The organism is Streptomyces sp. CB01635 (genome assembly GCF_002803065.1).
Taxonomy (GTDB): domain Bacteria; phylum Actinomycetota; class Actinomycetes; order Streptomycetales; family Streptomycetaceae; genus Streptomyces.
This window is the reverse complement of sequence record NZ_NNBL01000040.1, coordinates 46,103-66,327: the sequence shown is the minus strand read 5'-3', so window position 1 is coordinate 66,327 and position 20,225 is coordinate 46,103. Positions and strand designations below refer to the sequence as shown.

12 protein-coding genes are annotated in these 20,225 nt (G+C 73.2%); 7 read left to right on the top strand and 5 right to left on the bottom strand.

The features are described from left to right. Positions 1-255 precede the first annotated feature (255 nt). The gene (locus CG723_RS42885; protein ID WP_100598978.1) at positions 256-804 is read right to left on the bottom strand and encodes a MarR family winged helix-turn-helix transcriptional regulator; all 549 of its coding nucleotides are present in this window, start codon (positions 802-804) and stop codon (positions 256-258) included. 122 nt (positions 805-926) lie between these two features. On the opposite strand from CG723_RS42885, the gene CG723_RS42880 reads away from it, so the two are divergent. After that, a complete protein-coding gene (locus CG723_RS42880; protein WP_100598977.1) occupies positions 927-2,216 on the top strand; it encodes an MFS transporter in 1,290 nt (429 codons plus the stop codon). A gap of 12 nt (positions 2,217-2,228) precedes the next feature. On the opposite strand, the gene CG723_RS42875 is transcribed toward CG723_RS42880, so the two are convergent. Continuing rightward, a complete protein-coding gene (locus tag CG723_RS42875; RefSeq protein ID WP_100598976.1) occupies positions 2,229-3,926 on the bottom strand; it encodes an ATP-binding SpoIIE family protein phosphatase in 1,698 nt (565 codons plus the stop codon). Positions 3,927-4,114: 188 nt separating this feature from the next. Further along, positions 4,115-5,539, bottom strand: a complete 1,425-nt coding sequence (locus CG723_RS42870; protein ID WP_100598982.1) for an NAD(P)/FAD-dependent oxidoreductase — start codon at positions 5,537-5,539, stop codon at positions 4,115-4,117. 382 nt (positions 5,540-5,921) lie between these two features. Between CG723_RS42870 and CG723_RS42865 the strand changes: the two genes are divergently transcribed. Together CG723_RS42865 and CG723_RS42860 are read left to right on the top strand one after the other, a co-directional pair. Then, entirely contained in the window at positions 5,922-6,716 is a 795-nt protein-coding gene (locus CG723_RS42865) for a TetR/AcrR family transcriptional regulator (protein WP_100598975.1), read from the top strand. A gap of 356 nt (positions 6,717-7,072) precedes the next feature. After that, positions 7,073-9,025, top strand: a complete 1,953-nt coding sequence (locus CG723_RS42860; RefSeq protein WP_100598974.1) for a sigma-70 family RNA polymerase sigma factor — start codon at positions 7,073-7,075, stop codon at positions 9,023-9,025. A 24-nt stretch (positions 9,026-9,049) separates the two neighbouring features. Here the strand turns inward: CG723_RS42860 and CG723_RS42855 are convergent, their stop codons facing one another. Both CG723_RS42855 and CG723_RS42850 read right to left on the bottom strand, forming a co-directional pair. Next, complete coding sequence (locus tag CG723_RS42855; RefSeq protein ID WP_100598973.1) at positions 9,050-12,325, bottom strand: BTAD domain-containing putative transcriptional regulator; 3,276 nt, start codon at positions 12,323-12,325, stop codon at positions 9,050-9,052. 80 nt (positions 12,326-12,405) lie between these two features. Further along, positions 12,406-14,511, bottom strand: coding sequence for an asparagine synthase-related protein (locus CG723_RS42850; RefSeq protein WP_100598972.1), 2,106 nt, complete (start codon positions 14,509-14,511; stop codon positions 12,406-12,408). A 614-nt stretch (positions 14,512-15,125) separates the two neighbouring features. Between CG723_RS42850 and CG723_RS42845 the strand changes: the two genes are divergently transcribed. From CG723_RS42845 to CG723_RS42830, 4 genes are all read left to right on the top strand, one after another. Next, complete coding sequence (locus CG723_RS42845) at positions 15,126-16,553, top strand: MFS transporter (RefSeq protein WP_100598971.1); 1,428 nt, start codon at positions 15,126-15,128, stop codon at positions 16,551-16,553. Between the two features lie 104 nt (positions 16,554-16,657). After that, a complete protein-coding gene (lhgO, locus tag CG723_RS42840; RefSeq protein WP_100598970.1) occupies positions 16,658-17,887 on the top strand; it encodes an L-2-hydroxyglutarate oxidase in 1,230 nt (409 codons plus the stop codon). Between the two features lie 98 nt (positions 17,888-17,985). Continuing rightward, positions 17,986-18,819: a tRNA (guanosine(46)-N7)-methyltransferase TrmB gene (gene trmB, locus CG723_RS42835; RefSeq protein ID WP_100598969.1), complete on the top strand. Its 834-nt coding sequence runs from the start codon at positions 17,986-17,988 to the stop codon at positions 18,817-18,819. A 43-nt stretch (positions 18,820-18,862) separates the two neighbouring features. Beyond that, positions 18,863-20,224: a PrsW family intramembrane metalloprotease gene (locus CG723_RS42830; RefSeq protein WP_100598968.1), complete on the top strand. Its 1,362-nt coding sequence runs from the start codon at positions 18,863-18,865 to the stop codon at positions 20,222-20,224. Position 20,225: the final 1 nt, after the last annotated feature.

Below are 20,225 nucleotides of genomic sequence, written 5' to 3'. Positions count from 1 at the left end.
TCTTCCCGGCTGTTGGGCCGTTCCGACGTCCCAGACTTTAGCGGATTCCCCCGGCGGCTCCTAATCGGGCCGTCGCACCGAAATCGAATTGAATTCGGGCACGCCGAATTCGATCCCGGAGGGAGATCGTGCTGGTGGTTGGGTTGCCGCTTCAGCGGCGGAGGTGCTGTCGCAGAACCGTTACGGCTCCGTGGCAACTCGAAGAACCTTACGTAGCGAGGAGGGGCATGTCAACACCCTCCTGGCAACTTCTTTTCAGTCGAGGTCCGTGAGGCGGCCGCCGGCGTCCGGCTGGGCGTCCTCGACGCGGCGCAGCAGGCGGGTCAGGACCTCGCCCAGGACTCCCCGCTCGTCGGAGGAGAGGTCCTGGAGCAGATCCTCCTCGAACCCGGAGGCGAGGCGCATCGCCTCGAGCCACTTGGCGCGGCCCTCGGTGGTGAGCTCGACGATGACGCGTACCCGGTTGGACTCGTCGCGGTCGCGGGTGACCAGGCCCTCGCCGACCATGCGGTCGATGCGGTGGGTCATGGCGGCCGGGGTGAGGCCGAGGCGCTTCGCCAGGTCGCCGGGGCCCATGCGGTACGGGGCGCCGGAGAGGACGAGTGCCTTGAGGACCTCCCACTCGGCGTTGGTGATGCCGAGGTTCGCGGTCTGGCGGCCGTAGGCGACGTTCATGCGCCTGTTGAGGCGGCCGAGCGCGGAGACGATCTGCTCGACCTGGGGGTCGAGGTCCTGGAACTCGCGCTGGTACGCGGCGATCTGCTCGTCGAGGGTCGGCTCACTGTCGCCGGGGTTGTCGCCCATGGCCCGCAGTATGGCACGGGCGGCTTGGCGTTGAAGTCCTTCGGTGTGTATTGTTTAGATCCTAACTTTAGCTTCGAAGTCTTCACTTCTAACTCCTAAGGCAGGTGAAAGTGACCAGGGCGATGGGCGCAGCGATGCGTCGGATCCAGGTGGGCAGCGCGCTGAGTTCGTTCGGCGTCGGGTTCACGGTCCCGTTCCTCTATGTGTACGTCGCTGAGGTGCGAGGTCTCGGGGCCGGAGCTGCGGGCGTCGTGCTCGCCGCCTTCGCCATGGCCGCTCTGGTCGTCCTGCCGTTCACGGGACGGGCCATCGACCGGCGCGGTCCCGTGCCCGTCCTGGTCGTCGCCACGATGGTGGCGGCGGTCGGTGCCGTCGGGCTCGGGCTCGCGGACGGCCGGACGACCGCGATCCTGTCGGCGGCGGTGCTCGGTGCGGGCACGGCCGTGATCCAGCCGGCGCTCGCCACGATGATCGTGTGGACGTCCACGCCGGACAGCCGTACACGCGCCTTCGCCATGCAGTTCTTCCTGCAGAACCTCGGTCTTGGCATCGGCGGGCTCATCGGCGGCCAGATCGTCGACGAGAGCCGCCCGTCGAGCTTCACCCTGCTTTTCGGCATCGAGGCCGTGATGTTCCTGGTGCTCGCCGCTGTCGTCGGTTTCGTGCGGATGCCGTACGCGCCGGCGATCGGCGGGGCCGTGCCGAAGGGCGGCTCCGGGACGGGCGGCGGACTGCGGGCGCTGTTCCGGCACCGGGCCATGGTCCAACTGTGCGTCCTCGGGTTCGTGCTGTTCTTCGCCTGCTACGGGCAGTTCGAGTCGGGCCTGAGCGCGTACGGCATGGAGGCTGCGGGGATCTCCCCGTCGACGCTGGGCATCGCGCTCGCCGCCAACACCGCGATGATCGTGGTCGCGCAGTTCGCGGTCCTGAAGTTCGTCGAGCGGCGCAGGCGGTCCCGGGTGATCGCCGCGGTCGGGCTCGTGTGGGCGGTCGCGTGGCTCGCGGCCGGGTACGCGGGTGTGGGGCACGGCAGCCAGGCCATGGCGACGGCCGCGTTCATCTCCACGTACGCGCTGTTCGGTCTCGGTGAGGCGATGCTGTCGCCGACCGTGGCCCCGCTGGTCGCCGATCTGGCGCCGGCCGGGATGGTCGGTCAGTACAACTCGGCGTTCGCACTGGTCAAGCAGCTCGCTCTGGCCGTCGGCCCGGCGGTCGGCGGGCCCATGGGGGCCGCGCTGCACGGTCCGTACATCGTGACGTTCGTGCTGTTCTCGCTGGGAATCACGTTCCTCGCGGTGCGGCTCGGGCGGCATCTGTCGCCCGTGCAGGACCAGCCGTCGCTGGCGAAGAGCCGCATCGTGGCGGAGGGCGGGGCTCCGGTCGAGCCGGTGCCCGCGGCCGCGTCCGCCTGAGGCCCGGCCGGATTACGGCGTACGCGGCAGGGCGAATTCGCACCAGACCGCCTTGCCGCCGCCCGGGGTGCGCCGGGAGCCCCAGTTCGAGGCGATCGTGGCGACGATGGCGATGCCCCGGCCCGCCTCGTCGGCGGGTTCGGCGCGGCGGCGGCGCGGGAGGTGGTCGTCGCCGTCGGTGACCTCGATGATCAGTCGCCGGTCGGTGCGGCGGAGTCTGAGGCGCATGGGCGGGGTGCCGTGCTGGAGCGAGTTGGTGACGAGTTCGCTGGCGGCCAGGACGCCCAGGTCGTGCAGCTCCGGTGAGAAGCGCCAGCTGGCGAGTACGCCCGAGGCGAAGGCACGCGCGCGCGGGGCCGCTTCGACGCCGCCGAGGAGTTCCAGGGCCGCGTTGCGGAACAGCTCTCCGTCGGGTCCCGTGCGCGCCGGGTGCTGGAGGACGAGGACGGCCACATCGTCGTCGTGGTCCGCGGTGACGCCTGCCGCGCGGATGAGCCGGTCGCACACGACCTGGGGCGTGCCGGTGGCGCCGGCGAGCGCGCGCTCCAGGGCCGCGACGCCCTCGTCGATGTCCTCGTCCCTGCGCTCGACCAGGCCGTCGGTGTACATGACGGCGGTCGATCCGGGGCCGAGCGGCACCGATCCGGAGGCGTGCAGCCACCCGCCGGTGCCGAGCGGGGGTCCGGTGGGCTCCTCCGCTCGGTGGATCGTGCCGCTCTCGTCGCGTACGAGGATGGGGAGGTGGCCGGCCGACGCGTAGACGAGGCGGCCCTCGTTCGGGTCATGGACCGCGTAGACGCAGGTGGCGATCTGGTTGGCGTCGATCTCGATGGCGAGGCCGTCGAGGAGCTGGAGCACCTCGTGCGGCGGCAGGTCGAGGCGGGCGTAGGCGCGGACGGCGGTGCGCAGCTGGCCCATGACGGCGGCGGCGCGCACCCCGCGGCCCATGACGTCGCCGATGACGAGGGCGGTGCGGCCGCCGCCGAGGGTGATCACGTCGTACCAGTCGCCGCCGACCGCGGCCTCGGTGCCGCCCGGCTGGTAGGTGGCCGCGATGCGCAGGTCGTCGGGCTGCTCCAGCTCCTGGGGCAGGAGGGAGCGCTGGAGGGTGACGGCGGTCTCGCGCTGGCGGCGCTCGCTGGCGCGCAGCCGCTCGGCGGCCTCGGCATGGTCGGTGACGTCGGTCGCGAAGACGAGTACTCCGGAGCTGCCTGCCCGCTCCTGTCCCGCCCCCTCGTTGTCACCGTCCGCTTCGCCGGCCGGCACCGTCACGGGTGTGCAGGTGAACGTGTACGAGCGGCCGCCGGCCACCTTTCGGGACTTGACCGTGCGCGGCTTGCCGCTGCGCAGGACCTGGTCGAGCAGCGGCAGCAGGCCGAGTTCCTCCAGCTCGGGCAGCGCCTCGCGCGCGGGGGCACCGGTGGGGCGGTCGCCGAAGGCCGCGACGTACGCGTCGTTCACGTACGCGATGCGGTGGTCGGGGCCGTGGACGAGGGCGACGAGGGCCGGGACGCGGTCGAGGACCTCGCGTGCGGGCAGTTCGTCGATGCCGGCGGCGGGCGTGGGCGCGTCGTCGTCGGACGGGGGTTCGTGGCGGGCGGCGGGCACGGCGCCTTCCCCTCGCTGGCTTTGGGAGACGCCATGGTCGGACCGCGCTGCCGCGCGGCGCTGCGTTCCGGGGAGCCGGGCGCTCCAGCGCGTGAAGTTCACTGTGGGGAAAGCCTCGTGAGGTCGGGTGGGGTCTCCCCTGTCCGGCCGGGAGACCGGGAGCGCGGGGAAGGGCAACGTGGCGGTCGGTCCGCCCACGGTCAGGGGCCGGCCAGGGTCATGGACCAGTCTGACCGACCGGACCGACATCCGTCAGACGCCGGTCCTTGAGGGGGAGTTCCTGAGTCCGGTCAGGTCGACCCCTTCGGGTCCTGGGGCGGGTTCGCCGGGGGGCTGCCCGGCGGGTTTCCCCCGGCCGCGAGTTCGAACTCCGCACGCGGGCGTTCGAGCGAGCCGAGGGAGACGATTTCGCGCTTGAAGAGCCCGGAGAGTATCCATTCGCTCAGGACACGGGCCTTCCGGTTCACGGTCGGCACCCGGCTCAGGTGGTAGACGCGGTGCATGAACCAGGCAGGGTAGCCCTTAAGCCTGCGCCCGTAGACGTGTGCGACACCTTTGTGCAGGCCGAGCGAGGCGACGGAGCCGGCGTATTTGTGCTCGTAGTCCGTCAGGGGCTCGCCGCGCAGGGAGGCCGCGACGTTGTCTCCGAGAACTCTGGCCTGGCGCACCGCGTGCTGGGCGTTGGGCGCGCACTCCTTGCCCTCCTCGCCGGCCGTGATGTCGGGGACGGCGGCCGCGTCGCCCGCGCCCCAGGCGTGCGGAACGCCGTCGACGGCGAGCTGGGCGGTGCAGGTGAGGCGGCCGCGCTCGTTGCGCGGCAGGTCGGTCGCGGCGAGCAGGGGGTGCGGTTTGACGCCCGCGGTCCACACGACGGTGCGGGTCGGGAAGCGGGAGCCGTCGTCGAGGACGGCGACCCGGTCCTCGCAGGATTCGAGCCGGGTCCGCAGGCGTACGTCGATGTTGCGGCGCCGCAGTTCGCTGACGGTGTAGCGGCCCATCTCCTCGCCGACCTCCGGGAGGATGCGGTCGCTGGCCTCCACGAGGATCCATTTCAGGTCGTCCGCGGTGACGTTGTGGTAGTAACCCGCGGCGTAGCGCGCCATGTCCTCGAGTTCGCCGAGTGCCTCCACACCCGCGTAACCGCCCCCTACGAAGACGAAGGTGAGGGCCGCGTCACGGATCGCGGGGTCGCGGGTCGAGGAGGCGATGTCCAGCTGCTCGATGACGTGGTTGCGCAGGCCGATGGCCTCTTCGACGGTCTTGAAGCCGATGCCGTGGTCGGCGAGCCCGGGCACGGGCAGGGTCCGCGAGACGGAGCCGGGGGCCAGGACGAGTTCGTCGTACGTGATCTCGACGGCGCCCGTGCCTTCCTCCTCGGTGGCCAGCGTCGTGAACGTGGCGGTGCGCTTGCCGTGGTCGACCACCGTGACCTCGCCGACGATGACGCGGCACCTGCCGAGGACGCGGCGCAGCGGCACGACGACGTGGCGCGGCGAGATGGATCCGGCGGCGGCCTCGGGCAGGAACGGCTGGTAGGTCATGTACGGGTCGGGGGTGACGACTACGATCTCGGTCCGGCCGCTTCTCAGTTCCGGTTTGAGTTTCTGCTGGAGGCGCAGGGCGGTGTACATCCCGACATATCCGCCCCCTACGACGAGGACGCGCGTACGCGGGACTTCCGGGGCCGTCCCCCGGGAAGAAGCAGTCTTCGGCATCGGCACCACCCCATGACGCATCGGCCACTTGAGTTTGTCCACAGCCCCGGCAAATTGTGTGACCGGCGGCCGCACCGGCAGCCGGTCGGGCGAATTGCCGGAGTACGGGACATGTCCGCAGGTCAGCGGGCATGTAGCGGGTGAGGCGCGGGGGTGCAATCGGGGTGGAATCGCCGCGTACTCCGTTCGGGGGGCGCTCTGTGCGGAACCTGCCCCTTCTGAATTGACTCCGGCTCAACTATGTTCGTGTGCTGTCGGGGTGTCGGGGGATGCGCTGACGGATCCGTCGGACGGGTCCGTGGGACTGGCCTGTTCCTCACGCTCCGGTTGCCAATGGCGGGGAGAGTCTCCGGGGGGAGACGTCATTACCGGGGGAACACATATGCACATTCAGGACTCTCAATGGACTTCCGCGGCTTCCGCTTCGGCCGTGGCCGGCGGACCGGCCGCCACGTCGGGCGGTAACGGGCGCGGCGTGGGCGACAGTTCGCGTGCCGCGCCGCTGCGCGTGGACGCCCAGCGCAATCTGGAACACGTCCTGCGCGCGGCGCGTGAGGTCTTCGGCGAGCTGGGGTACGGCGCACCGATGGAGGACGTGGCACGGCGGGCCCGGGTCGGTGTCGGCACGGTGTACCGGCGCTTCCCGAGCAAAGACGTACTGGTGCGGCGCATAGCCGAGGAGGAGACCTCCCGGCTGACCGACCAGGCGCGGGCCGCGCTCGGCCAGGAGGACGAGCCGTGGTCGGCGCTGTCGCGCTTCCTGCGCACGTCCGTCGCCTCCGGTGCGGGGCGGCTGCTGCCTCCGCAGGTGCTGCGCGTCGGCGTCCCCGACGAGCGGGCCGACGCGGCGGGTGGGGTCCGGGACGAGACGCGGGTTCCGCAGCAGCGGCACGCCGGCGTTGCGCCCGAGCTGCGTCTCGTGGAGCAGCGCACGGCCCCGGTCACCGAGGCCGTGCCGGCGGACGACGCGGGCGCCGCGGAGCTGCTCGAGGTCGTCGGGCAGCTCGTGGACCGGGCGCGCGCGGCGTCTGAGCTCCGCGCGGACGTGACGGTGGCGGACGTGCTGCTGGTGATCGCCACGGCGGCGCCCTCGCTGCCGGACGCCGCACAGCAGGCCGCGGCCTCGTCGCGACTTCTGGACATCCTGCTCGAAGGGCTGCGGTCGCGGCCCGCGTAAGGGCGGGCGGTACCGCGCAGGACCGGTGGAGCTGGGCGCACCGGGGGCGGGGCGGGTTCTGGGCGTGCGACCGACGCCTGGGGTGCCGCGGCGGCCTCCGGCGGGCGCGGTGCCAGGTGATGCGCGCGGTGCCGGCTGTGGGGACGGCCGTGGGTGACACATGTGCGTCGCGCGCGGCCAACTCCCGTTTTTGACACGAAAGTTGACCACTACCCGTACGAGTGAAAGCTATTGCTTCGCTGTAGGAAGTTTCCACGGATGAGTGGTTGACGGACACCGGCAGGTGGTGCGGGCCACCCTTGTGGCACTCTTTCCCGCGTGTTCGGGTCTGAGTGTGCGGTCGGGGGCTTTCCGCGATGAGTGTTGACGGGCGGGACGAGCCACTCGAGAACAGTGGTGCGGGCGACACCGGGACCGGCGGGCTGCCCGCGCGGCAGGTGCCGAGCCAGGGAGGTCCACGCCGGGACGACTCGCCAGGCTCCGAACCCCCCGGCCCCTCAGCCCCCGCCGGCCCCTCCGACGCCGCGGGTGAGGGCCGCTCCGACCTGAGCGTCCCGCAGCAGCGCGAGCACGGCGTGGATCCGGGCACCTCCGTCCTGCCGCCCCCGCGTGAAACGCCTCCGGCGGACGCCGACCTGATCACCTGTATGCGGTCCGGCGACGACACCGCGTACGAGGAGCTGTACCGCCGTCACTCGGCCGCCGTTCGCCGTTACGCACGCACCTGCTGCCGGGACGGGCACACCGCCGACGACCTCACCGCCGAGGTGTTCGCGCGCATGCTTCAGGCCGTGCGCGGCGGCAGCGGGCCCGAGCACGCGGTGCGCGCCTATCTGCTGACCACCGTGCGCCGCGTCGCCGCGGGCTGGACGAAGTCGGCGAAGCGCGAGCACCTGGTCGAGGACTTCGCGGTCTTCGCCCAGCAGGCCGCCCGCTCCAGTGAGGTCTCCGACGACGACACCCTGGATCTCGGCGCCGACGTCCTCGCGATGCACGAGGCCGAGCAGTCGATGGCCATGCAGGCCTTCCGGTCCCTGCCGGAGCGCTGGCAGGCCGTCCTGTGGCACACGGAGGTCGAGGACGAGTCGCCCAGCGAGGTCGCCACGCTCTTCGGCCTCGACGCCAACGGCACGCGCGTGCTGGCCAAGCGTGCCCGCGAGGGCCTCAAGGAGGCGTACCTCCAGGCCCATGTGAGCACCACCCTCACCCAGGACGAGGAGTGCGCGCGCTACGCCGACCGGCTCGGCGCGTACGCCCGCGGCAGCCTGCGCACGCGGGCCGAGCGCGGCCTGCGCAAGCATCTGGAGGAGTGCGCCAAGTGCCGGCTCGCCGCCGGTCAGATCAAGGAAGTCGCCAGCGGGATCCCCGGTGTCGTGCCGGTCGCGGTCATCGGCTGGTTCGGTGCCGCCGGGTACGCGAAGGTGGTCGCGCTCATCGGCGGCGGCGCCGCGAGTGCGGCGGGCGCCGGTGCGGCGGCCGCGGCGGGCGGCAGTTCCGGCGGGGCCGCGGGCGGGGGCGCCGCGGCGTCCGAGGGGCTCGGTGCGCCCGTGAAGGCGGGCATCGCGGCCGGTGTGGTCGCGGCGGGCGTGGCCGTGGCGGTGGCGATCGCCCTCGCGGGCGATCCGCACAAGCCCAAGCCGGAGGCGCGCAAGGAGAAGCCGGCGGTCTCGCAGCCGATCACCCCGTCGAAGCCGACGCCTCCCCCGAAGCCGAAGCCCGAGCCGCCCGCCCCGCCACAGCCGACGCCTCCCCCCGAGCCCGCGCCGAAGCCGACGCCCACCCCGAAGCCCACGCCCAAGCCGACACCACCCCCGAAGCCGACCCCGAAGCCGACGCCCGAGCCCACTCCGAAGCCCACGCCTCCCCCGCCCGCCCCGGCCGTCTACCAGCTCAATCAGCTGTCGTACGCCGGACTCGGCGACGGCACCAAGCCGGAGATCCGGCCCGGCGAGAGCAGCTGGGTGTGGCAGCGCTACGGCCTGCGCGTCGCGGACAAGCAGTACGCGAACGGCGTCACCGTCCACGCGAACTCCACCGTGACCATCGACCTCAACCGCAGCTGCACCGCGTACGACGCCTTCGCCGGTGTCGACGACATGACGCTCGGCACGGGAGCGGTGCGGTTCTCCGTGTACGCGGACGGGGTGCGCCTGTGGAGGTCGCAGGTCCTCAGGGGCGGGGACCCTGCCGTTCCGGTTCACCTGAATCTCGCGCAGCGCAAGGCGATCCGGCTGGTCACCGAGCCACAGACGAACTTCGACTCCCTCGCGGTCGGGGACTGGGCGGAGTCCCGTTTCACCTGTCGGTGAGCCCCGGCTGAGGCGTGAGCGGTCCTAGTTGAAGCGGCGGACGCGTTCCGTCAGGTGAGTGACTGCCTCGGCCGCCGTGTGTCCCGCCCCCGCGGCGCGCGCTTCGGCGTACCTGTCGGCGCCCAGTGCGGCGACCGCCTCCGCCTCCAGCGCCTCGATCTCGGCGCGTTCGGGCAGCGGGCGCTCGGCGCCGCCGAGCCAGCCGTCGGACGCGGCCACCAGCCGTACCGCGCCCTCCGTGTCGCCCAGCTGGGCCAGGAAGAGTGCTCCGCGGCCCGCGAGGCCCGCATTGACGATCTCCGCGCAACGGGTCTCGACCGCGTACCGCAGGGCGTCGGTGAGGACCGCGAGGCCGCGCGCAGGCCCCGACTCGGCCGCGGTGATCCGCGCGTCGACACCCCCGACGGCCGCCGTGAACTGCGGCGGCGGCGTACCGCGCGAGGACTCCCTGGCCGCCTCGTCGCACAGCGCGCGGGCCCGTGCCACCTCGCCGTCCTCCACCGCCATCAGCGCGTTCAGGAGGTGCACGTATGCGTGGGGGTCCGGCACCCCGTACCGGTCGGCCTCCCCGCTCGCCTCGGCCAGGAGCTTGCGGGCCGCGTCGGGTTCACCGGAGCGGTAGGCGATCTCGCCGAGCCGGGCGATGAGGAACGGTGCCTCCGCGTAGGCGCCCACCTCGTAGGCGAGGCGCAGTGCCTCCTCGAACTCGCCCTTCGCCTCGTCGAACCGGCTGCGCGCGATGGCCGCCTCACCGGCCGCGCTGCACACCTGGGCCCGCATCCACCGGTCCCCGACGCGGCGGCTGATGGTCCGCAGCTCGGCTACGTCGTCGTCGACGCCCGTGAGGTTGCCCGGCCCGTCGACGGCGGTGTGCGTACGGAACATCAGGGTGACGCCGATCTCCCACTCGCCGCCGTACACCCGGCAGTTGGCGATGGCCCGGTCGAGGGCGGCCCTGACGTCTTCCGGGTTGTCCAGGAAGTGCACGGTGAACGGCCAGATGATGCCGGGGAAGCGTGCCCCCACGGGCCCGGGCCGCGCGAAGGCGTCGCGCACCCGCACGAGGTACTCCCGGTCGGCCTCCCCGCGCAGGGCGCTCTCAGGTTCGGACTGGGCCACGAAGAAGATGTGCAGGAGGCGCAGCTCCATGAGAGGCCAGTACAGCGGGTCGTCCTCGTCCGCCAGGTCACCCGCAGCGGGGAACGTCCGCCTGTCGGACCGGGGACCCCGGCATTCGGAGGGGGCCGGACGCTCCGGGCGGGGTGTCGGGAGCAGCTCCTCCAGGATGTGGCCGACCCATTCGGCGCCCTCCCTGCGGTAGTTGCGCAGCCACCAGAACCAGCCGGTGGAGAGGGCGAGTTCGACCGCGGCCTCGGTGTCGCCGGTGACCGTGGAGCGGTGCAGGGCGGCGCGGATGTTGTCGAGCTCCGTCTCCAGGCGCTCGATCCAGGGGAGTTGCTCGGCGGAGCGCAGGAGCGGGTCTGCCTTCTCGACGAGGGCTCGGAAGCAGGCGACGTGGCGCCGCTCGGCCTCGGTGCGCAGCAGCGGTGTCTCGGCGGCGCGTTCGGTCGCGTACTCGTGGATCGTCTCCAGCATCCGGTACCGCATGCTGCCGTGGCCCGGGGTGGCCACCAGGAGGGACTTGTCGACGAGCGCGCCGATCAGGTCGGATGCGGGGCCGGTGCAGACGGCCTCCGCGGCCTCCAGGTCCCAGCCGCCGGCGAAGACGGACGCCTCGCGCAGGACCGTACGCTCCTGCTCGTCGAGGAGGTCCCAGGACCAGTCGACGACCGCGCGCAGGGTCTGCTGGCGGGGCAGTACGGTGCGGCTGCCGCTGGTCAGCAGGCGGAAGCGGTCGTCGAGACGGTCCGCGATCTGGCGGGGGGTGAGGAGTCTGAGGCGGGCGGCGGCCAGTTCGATGGCGAGCGGCAGGCCGTCGAGGCGGCGGCAGATCTCGGCCACGGCCTCGGGGTCGCCGGTGACGTCGAAGTCGGGGCGCACGGCTCGGGCACGCTCGTCGAACAGGCGGTGCGCGGGGTCGGGCGGCAGGGGTTCGACGGGGCGCACGGACTCGCCGGGCACGCCCAGGGGTTCGCGGCTGGTGGCGAGGACCGTGAGGCCGGGGCAGTGGGTGAGGAGGGTCTCGGCGAGCTCGGCCGCGGCGCCGATGACGTGTTCGCAGTTGTCAAGGATCAGGAGCAGGCTGCGCTGGGCGCAGTGCTCGACGAGCAGCGCCACGGGGTCGTCCTGCGGCGCAGAGTGCTCGCTGGTCATCAGGACCGTCTCGCGCAGGCCGAGGGCGCTGACGACGGCGCCCGCCACGGCCTCGGGCTGGTCGAGCGGGGCGAGCTCGGCGAGCCAGGCACGGGGGTGCTCGGCAGCGGCTTCCTCGGCGAGGCGGGTCTTGCCGGAGCCGCCCGGTCCGGTAAGGGTGACGAGGCGGGCCGCTTGCAAGTCTGAACGGATGGCGTCGAGTTCGGGTTCCCGGCCGACGAACGAGTTGAGGCGTGGCCTCAGATTGCCGGCGCGCTGCGGCTGCCGTGGCGGCGCCGGGCGGCCGGAGTCGCCGGCGTGGACGCGGGCGGGGTCGAGCAAGTCGGCGTACAAGGCGGCCAGTTCGGGTCCGGGATCCGCGCCGAGGCCGTCGGCGAGGGTGTGGCGGGCCGTCTCGTAGGCGGCGAGTGCGTCGGCGCCGCGGCCGGCGTCGCGCAGGGCGCGGATGAGGAGGGCGTGCAGCGGCTCGTCGTACGGGTGGGCGTGGGTGAGTTCGGTCAGCTCCGGTACGACGTCCGCGGCGCGGCCGAGCTGCAGATCGGCCTCCACGCGCGCGCGTGCCGCTTCGAGGCGCTGGGCCTCGGGGCGGGTCGCGGCGGTGCGGTCGGCGAGGTCGGCGAGTGCGGGTCCGCGCCACAGGGCGAGCGCGTCGCGCAGGGCGCGGGACGCGGTCGCCGGGTCGTGCGCCGTGAGGGCGGCCGTGCCCTCACCGACGAGGCGCTCGAAGACGTACAGGTCCACGTCGTCGGGGCGGGCGGCGAGGCGATAGCCGCCGCCCGCCTCCGAAGTGACGGCGTCTTTGCCGAGGACACGGCGCAGTCGGCCGACGAGGGCCTGGAGGGCGGCGGTCGCGTCGGCGGGTGGCTCGTCGGCCCATACGTCGCCGATGAGCGCGTCCGCGGGGGCGGTGCGGCCGGCGTGCAGCGCGAGCGACGTGAGCAGGGCTCGCAGGCGCTGTCCACCCACGGGCAGGGGTGTGCCTTGATCGTCGTACGCCTCGGTGACGCCCAGGATTCGGTACCGCACGGGTCCATTCTCACGGTCGGGACGGGCTCAGTCGCGCGGATTCCGGTTCGGGGCGCTGAGGACACCACGGGCGCAGTGCTTCAGCGCCCGGCTCCCAGTGCGCCCCGCTGCGGTGCGACGCTCCCTGTGGGGACGGCGCGCTGGCGGGCCGGGGTACCGGTCCAGCAGGTGCCGCGGCGGGCGAGCAGGCGGCGCAGCCAGAGTTCGAGGGAGACGAGGTCGGCGAGGCCGTCCAGCGGCAGGGGCTCGCCGTCGGCCGCCGCGCGCAGGGCCTTGCGGACGACGCGGGCCTCGATCAGGCCGGTCTGGGCGAGGAGCGGGGTGTCGAAGAGCTGGATGAGGTGGTCGGCACGGACACGCAGGCCGGTGCGGGCCGCCGCGGCGGACGACGCGTGCGAGGGGGCGCCCCAGCCGGCGGGAAGTTCACTGACGCCGGCGCCTTCGAGGACGGTACGCAGGATGTCGGCGCGGGCGCCGGGCCGGACGCGGAGCGCCTCGGGGAGGGCGCGGGAGGCGCGTACGACCTGGTTGTCGAGGAAGGGGGCGTGCAGGCGCTGGAAGCGGACCTCGGCGGCCTGTTCGAGGACGCGCAGGTCAGCCGCGTGACGGGCGAGAGCGGCGCGGGCCCGGAACGCGCCGGGCCGCTGCCCCGGTCCTGGCCCCGGACGCGTCGCGCCGTCCTGGAGGCGAACCGATACTTCAGCGAGGGCCTCGCCCGTCAGCCAGCGCGCGGCGGGCCCCGGTCTCGCCCAGGCGAGGGCCGCGAGCGATGCGCCGACGGCGCCCGCTTCACCGCCCGGGTCCTCGAAATTCCGCTGCAGCAGCCGCTCCGCGAGGCTTGCGATGCCCGCCTTGTACGGCGTGCGGGCCAGCTTGCGCGCCGCGCCGTACACGCGCGCGGGCACCAGCACGGAGCCGCCGTCCGCCTTGGCGAGCGCGGCGACCGGCTTGACCATGTGACGCCGGCGCCGGTCCATGAGGAGGTCGGCAAGGCGGGCCGGGTGTGCGTCGAGGACCTGGCGGGCGCCGTAGCCCGTGAAGTGGTCGGCGCTCCCGGAGAGAAGGCGGGTGCGGTGGCGGGCGGCGGTGATCAGGGAGGGGCCGGGCTCGTCGGTGAGGGGGCCGTCCAACTCGGCGTAAGGGAGCGCCTCTTCGCCTGCGGTGACGACGACGTGGTGCAGCCGGGGGTTCGCGGCGATGGCGCCCGCGCGCTGGAGTTCGGCCTCGCGTCCTTCGGCGCCCGCGGACAGGTCGTTGAAGGTGACGGCGAGGAGGCGTTCGCCCGCGCCCGTGCCGTGGCCGAGGACCGTGCCGGGCAGCCCGGGCAGTCCCGCCGCGAGCAGCGCGAGAGTTCCGGACGCGGGTCCTCCGGAGAGGTCGGCGCCGATGCCGGGCACGGGCATGCCGCGGGCCGCGCGCCGCTCGGCGGGGCCCATTCCGGGGACGGGTCCTGGGTCGATGTCGGCGCCGGGGACGTGCCGGGGCGCGGCGAGCCGGGCGCGTACGGCCTCGACGAGCGCGTCGCGCAGGGCGTCCACCGAGCCGGTGGGGTCCGCGGAGGGCGCGGCGACGGCGAGCGACGCGACCGGTTCGTAGCCGGCGATCTCGCGGGCACCGGCGCGCAGGATCAGCGCGTGGCCCGGCGGGATGCGGTGTACGCCCTGGTACGGCGTCGAGTCGTGCAGGGCTTCGGGCACGTCGGGGGCGGCGAGCAGGGCCGCGAGATGGCCGATGTCGAGGTGGGCCTCGATCAGGTCGGCGAGCGGCAGGGCGGCCGTCGCGTACGCGGTGCCGCCGGCCCAGGGCGTGTAGAACACGGGCCGTGCGCCCGCGAGATCACCGGCGACCATGAGGCGCCGGCCGACCTGGACGACCGCGGTGTAGCTGCCGGACCAGGCGGTGAGGTGGCGCAGGGCCCCGCCGCGCGCGGCGAACAGGCCGACCCGCAGCTGCTCGTCGGTGGCGCCGCAGGTGCCGAGTACGGCGATACGGGTCTGCTCGTCGGCGCTGACGATCCTGACCTCGTCCGGACGCCAGTCGCCGACCGCCCACAGCGGATCGGGGTCACCCCACAGGAGCTGCGAACCCACGGGATGGACGGTCTCCCCGTCGGGTCCGGTCGAACCCGCGGACCCGAACCGCACGGGCCCGGCGGCGGTACTGCTCCACCCCACCAACCACCGCATCGCCGCCTCCACAGGTTGTGGACAGAACCTCGTCAGAAGGAATCAGAGGAAATCACAGGAACAGAGTCCCCATGCTGCCACGAAGGAGGCCTACGGGAGGGGCGACCGGGCGGCACGTGCGCCACCGAATGCGCCCCTTTTGAGCGGTAGTTGAACCCCCCAGAGACCGCTCGGGGGCATCGGTGACGCCGTACGGCGCCATCGCTTTTCGGCCAAATCGGCTGTGGATGGCCAGACCTGTGCACACCACATCGGCCACGGCGCGCAACGCACGGTCCGGGAGGCGCCCTGCACCTCCCGGACCGGTCCGCCGCCCGCGGGGATGAAGGCGGCGGTGTCCCCCAGCCCGCTGGATCCAGTACAGCGGGCCGACCCACGCACCATCCATGGAAGCGCTCCCCCCATGACCGCAGAAGAGCGCACGCACAGGCGCACGGCCACACGGGCGGAGCACACCGTGACGGCGGCGCCCCGGGCACGTACTCCCGTACGGACAATATTCCCGCCATCCGGAACTATGCCCCTTAACGCTTGGGATCCGGCGAACTACGCTGGGTGTACGAATGCCGCGCGGTTATGCCACCGCGGCAGCCGGCTGTGTCGAGGGGTGGCGCATGTCCAGGGAGCAACGCGGGCCGAACGAGAAACTCGGCACCGTTCTCGCCCTCGCGGGAATCAGCAACGCAGGCCTGGCGCGGCGGGTCAACGACCTTGGCGCGCAACGCGGTCTGACGCTTCGCTACGACAAGACCTCGGTGGCCCGCTGGGTCTCCAAGGGCATGGTGCCGCAGGGCGCTGCGCCGCACCTCATCGCCGCCGCCATCGGCCAGAAGCTGGGCCGGCCCGTGCCGCTGCACGAGATCGGCCTGGCGGACGCGGATCCCGCGCCCGAAGTGGGCCTCGCCTTCCCGCGCGACGTGGGGGCGGCGGTGAAGTCGGCGACGGAGCTGTACCGCCTCGACCTCGCGGGCCGCCGCACGGGCGGCGGGATCTGGCAGTCGCTGGCCGGATCGTTCGCGGTCAGCGCGTACGCGACGCCCGCGTCGAGATGGCTGATAACGCCGGCCGACTCGTCGGTCGCACGCGACGCCCAGCCGCTGGAGAGCGGCGGGGACAACACGCCTCAGAAGGTCGGCCACAGCGACGTCCGGAAACTGCGCGAGGCGGCCGAGGACGCGCGGCGCTGGGACTCCAAGTACGGGGGCGGTGACTGGCGTTCGTCGATGGTCCCCGAGTGCCTGCGGGTCGAGGCGGCCCCGCTGCTGCTCGGCGCCTACTCGGACGACGTGGGGCGCGCCCTGTTCGGGGCGAGCGCCGAACTGACGCGCCTGGCCGGGTGGATGGCGTTCGACACGGGCCAGCAGGAGGCGGCACAGCGGTACTACATCCAGGCGCTGCGGCTCGCGCGCGCAGCGGCGGACGTGCCCCTGGGGGGCTACGTGCTGGCGTCGATGTCGCTCCAGGCGACCTACCGCGGGTTCGGCGACGAGGGGGTGGACCTGGCGCAGGCCGCCCTGGAGCGCAATCGCGGGCTCGCCACCGCCAGGACGATGAGCTTCTTCCGGCTCGTGGAGGCACGCGCACACGCGCGCGCCGGTGACGCGCACGCCGCGGGGGCCGCGCTGCGGGCCGCGGAGGGCTGGCTGGAGCGGGCGCGCGACGGGGACCACGACCCGTCGTGGCTCGGCTTCTACTCGTACGACCGCTTCGCCGCCGACGCCGCCGAGTGCTACCGCGACCTGAAGGCACCCCGCCAGGTGCGGCGCTTCACGGAGCAGGCCCTGTCGAAGCCCACGGAGGAGTTCGTGCGCTCGCACGGGTTACGCCTCGTGGTGTCGGCGGTCGCCGAGCTGGAGTCGGGGAACCTGGACGCTGCGTGCGAGCAGGGCACGCGCGCGCTGGAGGTGGCGGGGCGGATCTCGTCGGCCCGGACCACCGAGTACGTGAAGGATCTGCTGCACCGCCTCGAGCCGTACGGGGACGAGCCGCGCGTGGTGGAGCTGCGGGAGAGGGCGAGGCCGCTCCTGATGGCGCCGGCGTAGGGCAGAGGTGTGAAGAACCGGTCCAGCCGAACGGCCACCGCCCGGGTTTGAACGCGTTGTCAGTGGCGCAGTGCAGTATCGGGGTCGGGAGGTGAGGCACGGTGATGACGAGCGGGTACGACTGCGATGTGCTGGTGATCGGCGGCGGGATCGTCGGTCTGTCGACGGCGTACGCCCTCACGCGCGCGGTACCGGGAACCCGTGTGACCGTCCTGGAGAAGGAGCGTGGCCCCGCCAGACACCAGACGGGGCGTAACAGCGGGGTCATCCACAGCGGTGTGTACTACCGCCCCGGATCGCTCAAGGCCCGCTTCGCGGTGCGGGGCGCGGCCGAGATGGTCAAGTTCTGCGAGCAGTACGGCGTCGCGCACGCGGTCACCGGCAAGCTGATCGTGGCCACCGAGCGCGACGAACTGCCCCGCCTGCACGCCCTGGTCCAGCGCGGCCGGGAGAACGGGATTCCGGTGCGGGAGCTCGGCCCCGCCCAGATCGGCGAGTACGAGCCGTATGTGCGCGGCCTCGCCGCGATCCACGTGGGCACGACGGGTGTCGCCGACTACGCCTCCGTGGCCCGGCATCTCGCCGAGGCCTCGGGCGCGGACATCCGGTACGGCGCTGAGGTGGTGCAGATCGACCGCCGCGCGGAGCGTGGTGTCGCGGTGCGCACGGCCGCCGGGGACGTCGTCCGGGGGCGCGTCCTGGTGAACTGCGCGGGGCTGCACTGCGACCGGATCGCCCGGCTCGCGGGGGACGACCCCGGCATGCGGATCGTCCCCTTCCGGGGTGAGTACTTCGAGCTGGCCCGCCCCGAGCTCGTGCGCGGCCTGGTCTATCCGGTGCCGGACCCGGCGTTCCCCTTCCTCGGCGTCCATCTCACGCGCGGCATCGACAAGAGCGTGCACGTCGGTCCGAACGCGGTGCCCGCGCTGGCCCTCGAGGGCTACGACTGGTCGACGGTCAGACCGCGCGAGCTCGGCGCCACGCTTGCCTGGCCGGGCTCCTGGCGGATAGCGCGCCGGCACTGGCGGTACGGGGCCGGGGAGCTGCGCCGCTCGGTGTCCCGGGACGCGTTCACGGCGGCGGTGCGCAGGCTGCTGCCCGCGGTGACCGCGGACGACCTGGTGCCCGCGCCCGCCGGCGTCCGGGCGCAGGCGGTCCTGCGGGACGGGACCCTGGTCGACGACTTCCTGATCCGCGAGGCCCCGCGCACGGTGCATGTGCTGAACGCGCCATCCCCCGCGGCGACGGCCTCGCTCCCGATCGGCCGCGAGGTCGCCCGGCGGGCCCTGGCCGCGCTCGGGTCCCAAGCTGCGGGTTGTGAGCTCAGGTCCTGAGCTCAGGGTCCTCGACTCCGGGTCCTCGGCTCCGGGTCCTGAGCTCCGGGTCCTGAGCTTGGGCCCCGGCCGGATCCGGCGTCTAAAATCGCCTCACTGTGTCTGAGTCACCCCACACCCCCGAAGCCCACACCCCCGAGGCCGCCGGTCCCGAAGCCCCGGCTCCCGCACGCGCCAAGGGCGAGCCGCGCTTTCCCGACGGGCCCGCGCCCGACCCCGCCGGTTCGCACTTCGAGCGGCGCATCCGCAGCTTCCAGCCCCGCCGCAGCCGCGTCACCACGGGCCAGGCGGACGCCCTCCAGCGGCTGTGGCCCGCGTGGGGCCTCGACATCGACGGGCAGCGCGTCCTCGACCTCGACGAGCTGTTCGACGGCAGGAAGCGCGTCGTCCTGGAGATCGGCTTCGGCATGGGCGAGGCGACGGCGCAGATGGCCGCCGACGACCCCGACACCGGCATCCTCGCGGTCGACGTGCACACCCCGGGCCAGGGCAACCTCCTCGGCCTCGCCGAGCGGAACGGCCTGACGAACGTACGGGTGGCCAACGGCGACGCGATCATCCTGATCCGCGAGATGCTCCCCGCCGCCTCCCTCGACGGGCTGCGCGTCTACTTCCCCGACCCCTGGCCGAAGAAGCGCCACCACAAGCGGCGCCTGATCCAGCCGGAGTTCCTCAGCCTCGCCAAGGTCCCCCTCAAACCCGGCGCCCTGGTGCACTGCGCGACCGACTGGGAGCCGTACGCCGAGCAGATGCTCGAAGTCCTGACCGAACACCCGGACTACGAGAACACGCAGGCCGACGGCGGGTACGCGCCCCGGCCCGCTTTCCGCCCCCTCACCCGCTTCGAGGGCCAGGGCCTGGACAAGGGCCACGTGGTCCACGACCTGCTCTTCCTGCGCGCCGCGCACGCACCGGCCACCGCCGCGGACTGACACCCCGTCGCGGCCGGGCCCGTCCCTCGTTAGGGTCAACGCTGTGGCGACCTATCCCCCGTATCCGAATGCGTTTCCGCACGCGCAGCCCGGAGCAGGCGCTCCGGGGTCCGGCACGCTGCGGCATCCGCGCTGGTGGGAGCGGAAGGCCGTGCACGCCTGGGCGCTCGTCTCGCTCCTGACGCTCTCCGGCCTGGTGATCCTCGCCCTCGTGCGGGAACAGACCGGCACCAAGGGGTTCCTGGTCGGGCTCTGCCTCGCGGTCCTGCCCGTCCCGCTGCTGATAGCCGCGTTCCGCTGGCTGGACCGGGTCGCGCCCGGGCCCTGGCGGAACCTGCTGTTCTCCTTCGCCTGGGGCGCCTGCGCCGCCGCGCTGATCGCGATCGTCGCCAACAGCTTCGCGACCCACTGGATCGCCACGAACTCGGCCGACCCGGCGAACGCCGACACCCTCGGCGCGACGGTCATAGCGCCCATCGTCGAGGAGTCCGCGAAGGCCTGCGCCGTCCTGCTCATCTTCCTGTTCCGCAGACGGGACTTCACCGGGATCGTCGACGGCGTGGTGATCGCCGGCGTCACCGCCACCGGCTTCGCGTTCACCGAGAACATCCTCTATCTGGGCAACGCCTTCGGCACCGACCAGCTCAACAGCGGCACCGGCATCGCCTCGGTGACCGCCGCCACCTTCTTCGTACGCATCGTCATGTCGCCCTTCGCGCACCCCCTGTTCACGGTGCTCACCGGCATCGGCTTCGGCGTCGCGGCCTGGACCGCGCCCGACCGCGGGCCGGTGCGGCGCGTGTTCCTGCCCCTCGCCGGGCTGCTGCTCGCGATGGGCATGCACGCCACGTGGAACGGCTCGTCGGCGTTCGGCCGGTTCGGGTTCTTCGGGGTCTACGCGCTGTTCATGATGCCCGCGTTCGGGCTGCTGACCTGGCTCGCGATCGGGACCCGCCAGCGCGAACTGCGCAGGGTGCGCTCCGAGCTGCCCGCATACGCGGCGGCCGGCTGGGTCGGCCCGGCCGAGCCGTTCGCCCTCGGCTCGATGCGCGCCCGCCGCCTGGCCCGCGAGTTCGCGCAGCACCACGGCGGCAAGGCGACGGCCAAGGCCGTCGCCCAGTACCAGCAGTACGCGACCTCACTCGCGCTCCTGCGCCACCGCGGGCGGCGCGGCCGGGCCGGGGCGGACTATGTCGTACGGGAGCGGGAGCTGCTCGACGAGCTGTGGGCGCGGCGCCACGCGGCCCGCCCCGCCCTCGCCTACGCGTCCCGCGCCACCGCTCCGCCCGTGTGGGTGCCGCCGATGTACGCGGGGCCGGTGCACGCGGGGCCGGTGCACGCGGGGCCGGTCGCCCAGTTCCCCGCGCACAGTGCCCACAACGCGTACAACCCGTACCGCTACTGAG

What these genes read in the sequence shown, in the direction of transcription:
- CG723_RS42885 (WP_100598978.1), bottom strand. Translation starts at nt 804, where the DNA reads ATGGGCGACAACCCCGGCGACAGTGAGCCGACCCTCGACGAGCAGATC.
- CG723_RS42880 (WP_100598977.1), top strand. Translation starts at nt 927, where the DNA reads ATGGGCGCAGCGATGCGTCGGATCCAGGTGGGCAGCGCGCTGAGTTCG.
- CG723_RS42870 (WP_100598982.1), bottom strand. Translation starts at nt 5,539, where the DNA reads ATGCCGAAGACTGCTTCTTCCCGGGGGACGGCCCCGGAAGTCCCGCGT.
- CG723_RS42865 (WP_100598975.1), top strand. Translation starts at nt 5,922, where the DNA reads ATGCACATTCAGGACTCTCAATGGACTTCCGCGGCTTCCGCTTCGGCC.
- CG723_RS42860 (WP_100598974.1), top strand. Translation starts at nt 7,073, where the DNA reads ATGAGTGTTGACGGGCGGGACGAGCCACTCGAGAACAGTGGTGCGGGC.
- CG723_RS42850 (WP_100598972.1), bottom strand. Translation starts at nt 14,511, where the DNA reads ATGCGGTGGTTGGTGGGGTGGAGCAGTACCGCCGCCGGGCCCGTGCGG.
- CG723_RS42845 (WP_100598971.1), top strand. Translation starts at nt 15,126, where the DNA reads ATGTCCAGGGAGCAACGCGGGCCGAACGAGAAACTCGGCACCGTTCTC.
- lhgO (WP_100598970.1), top strand. Translation starts at nt 16,658, where the DNA reads ATGACGAGCGGGTACGACTGCGATGTGCTGGTGATCGGCGGCGGGATC.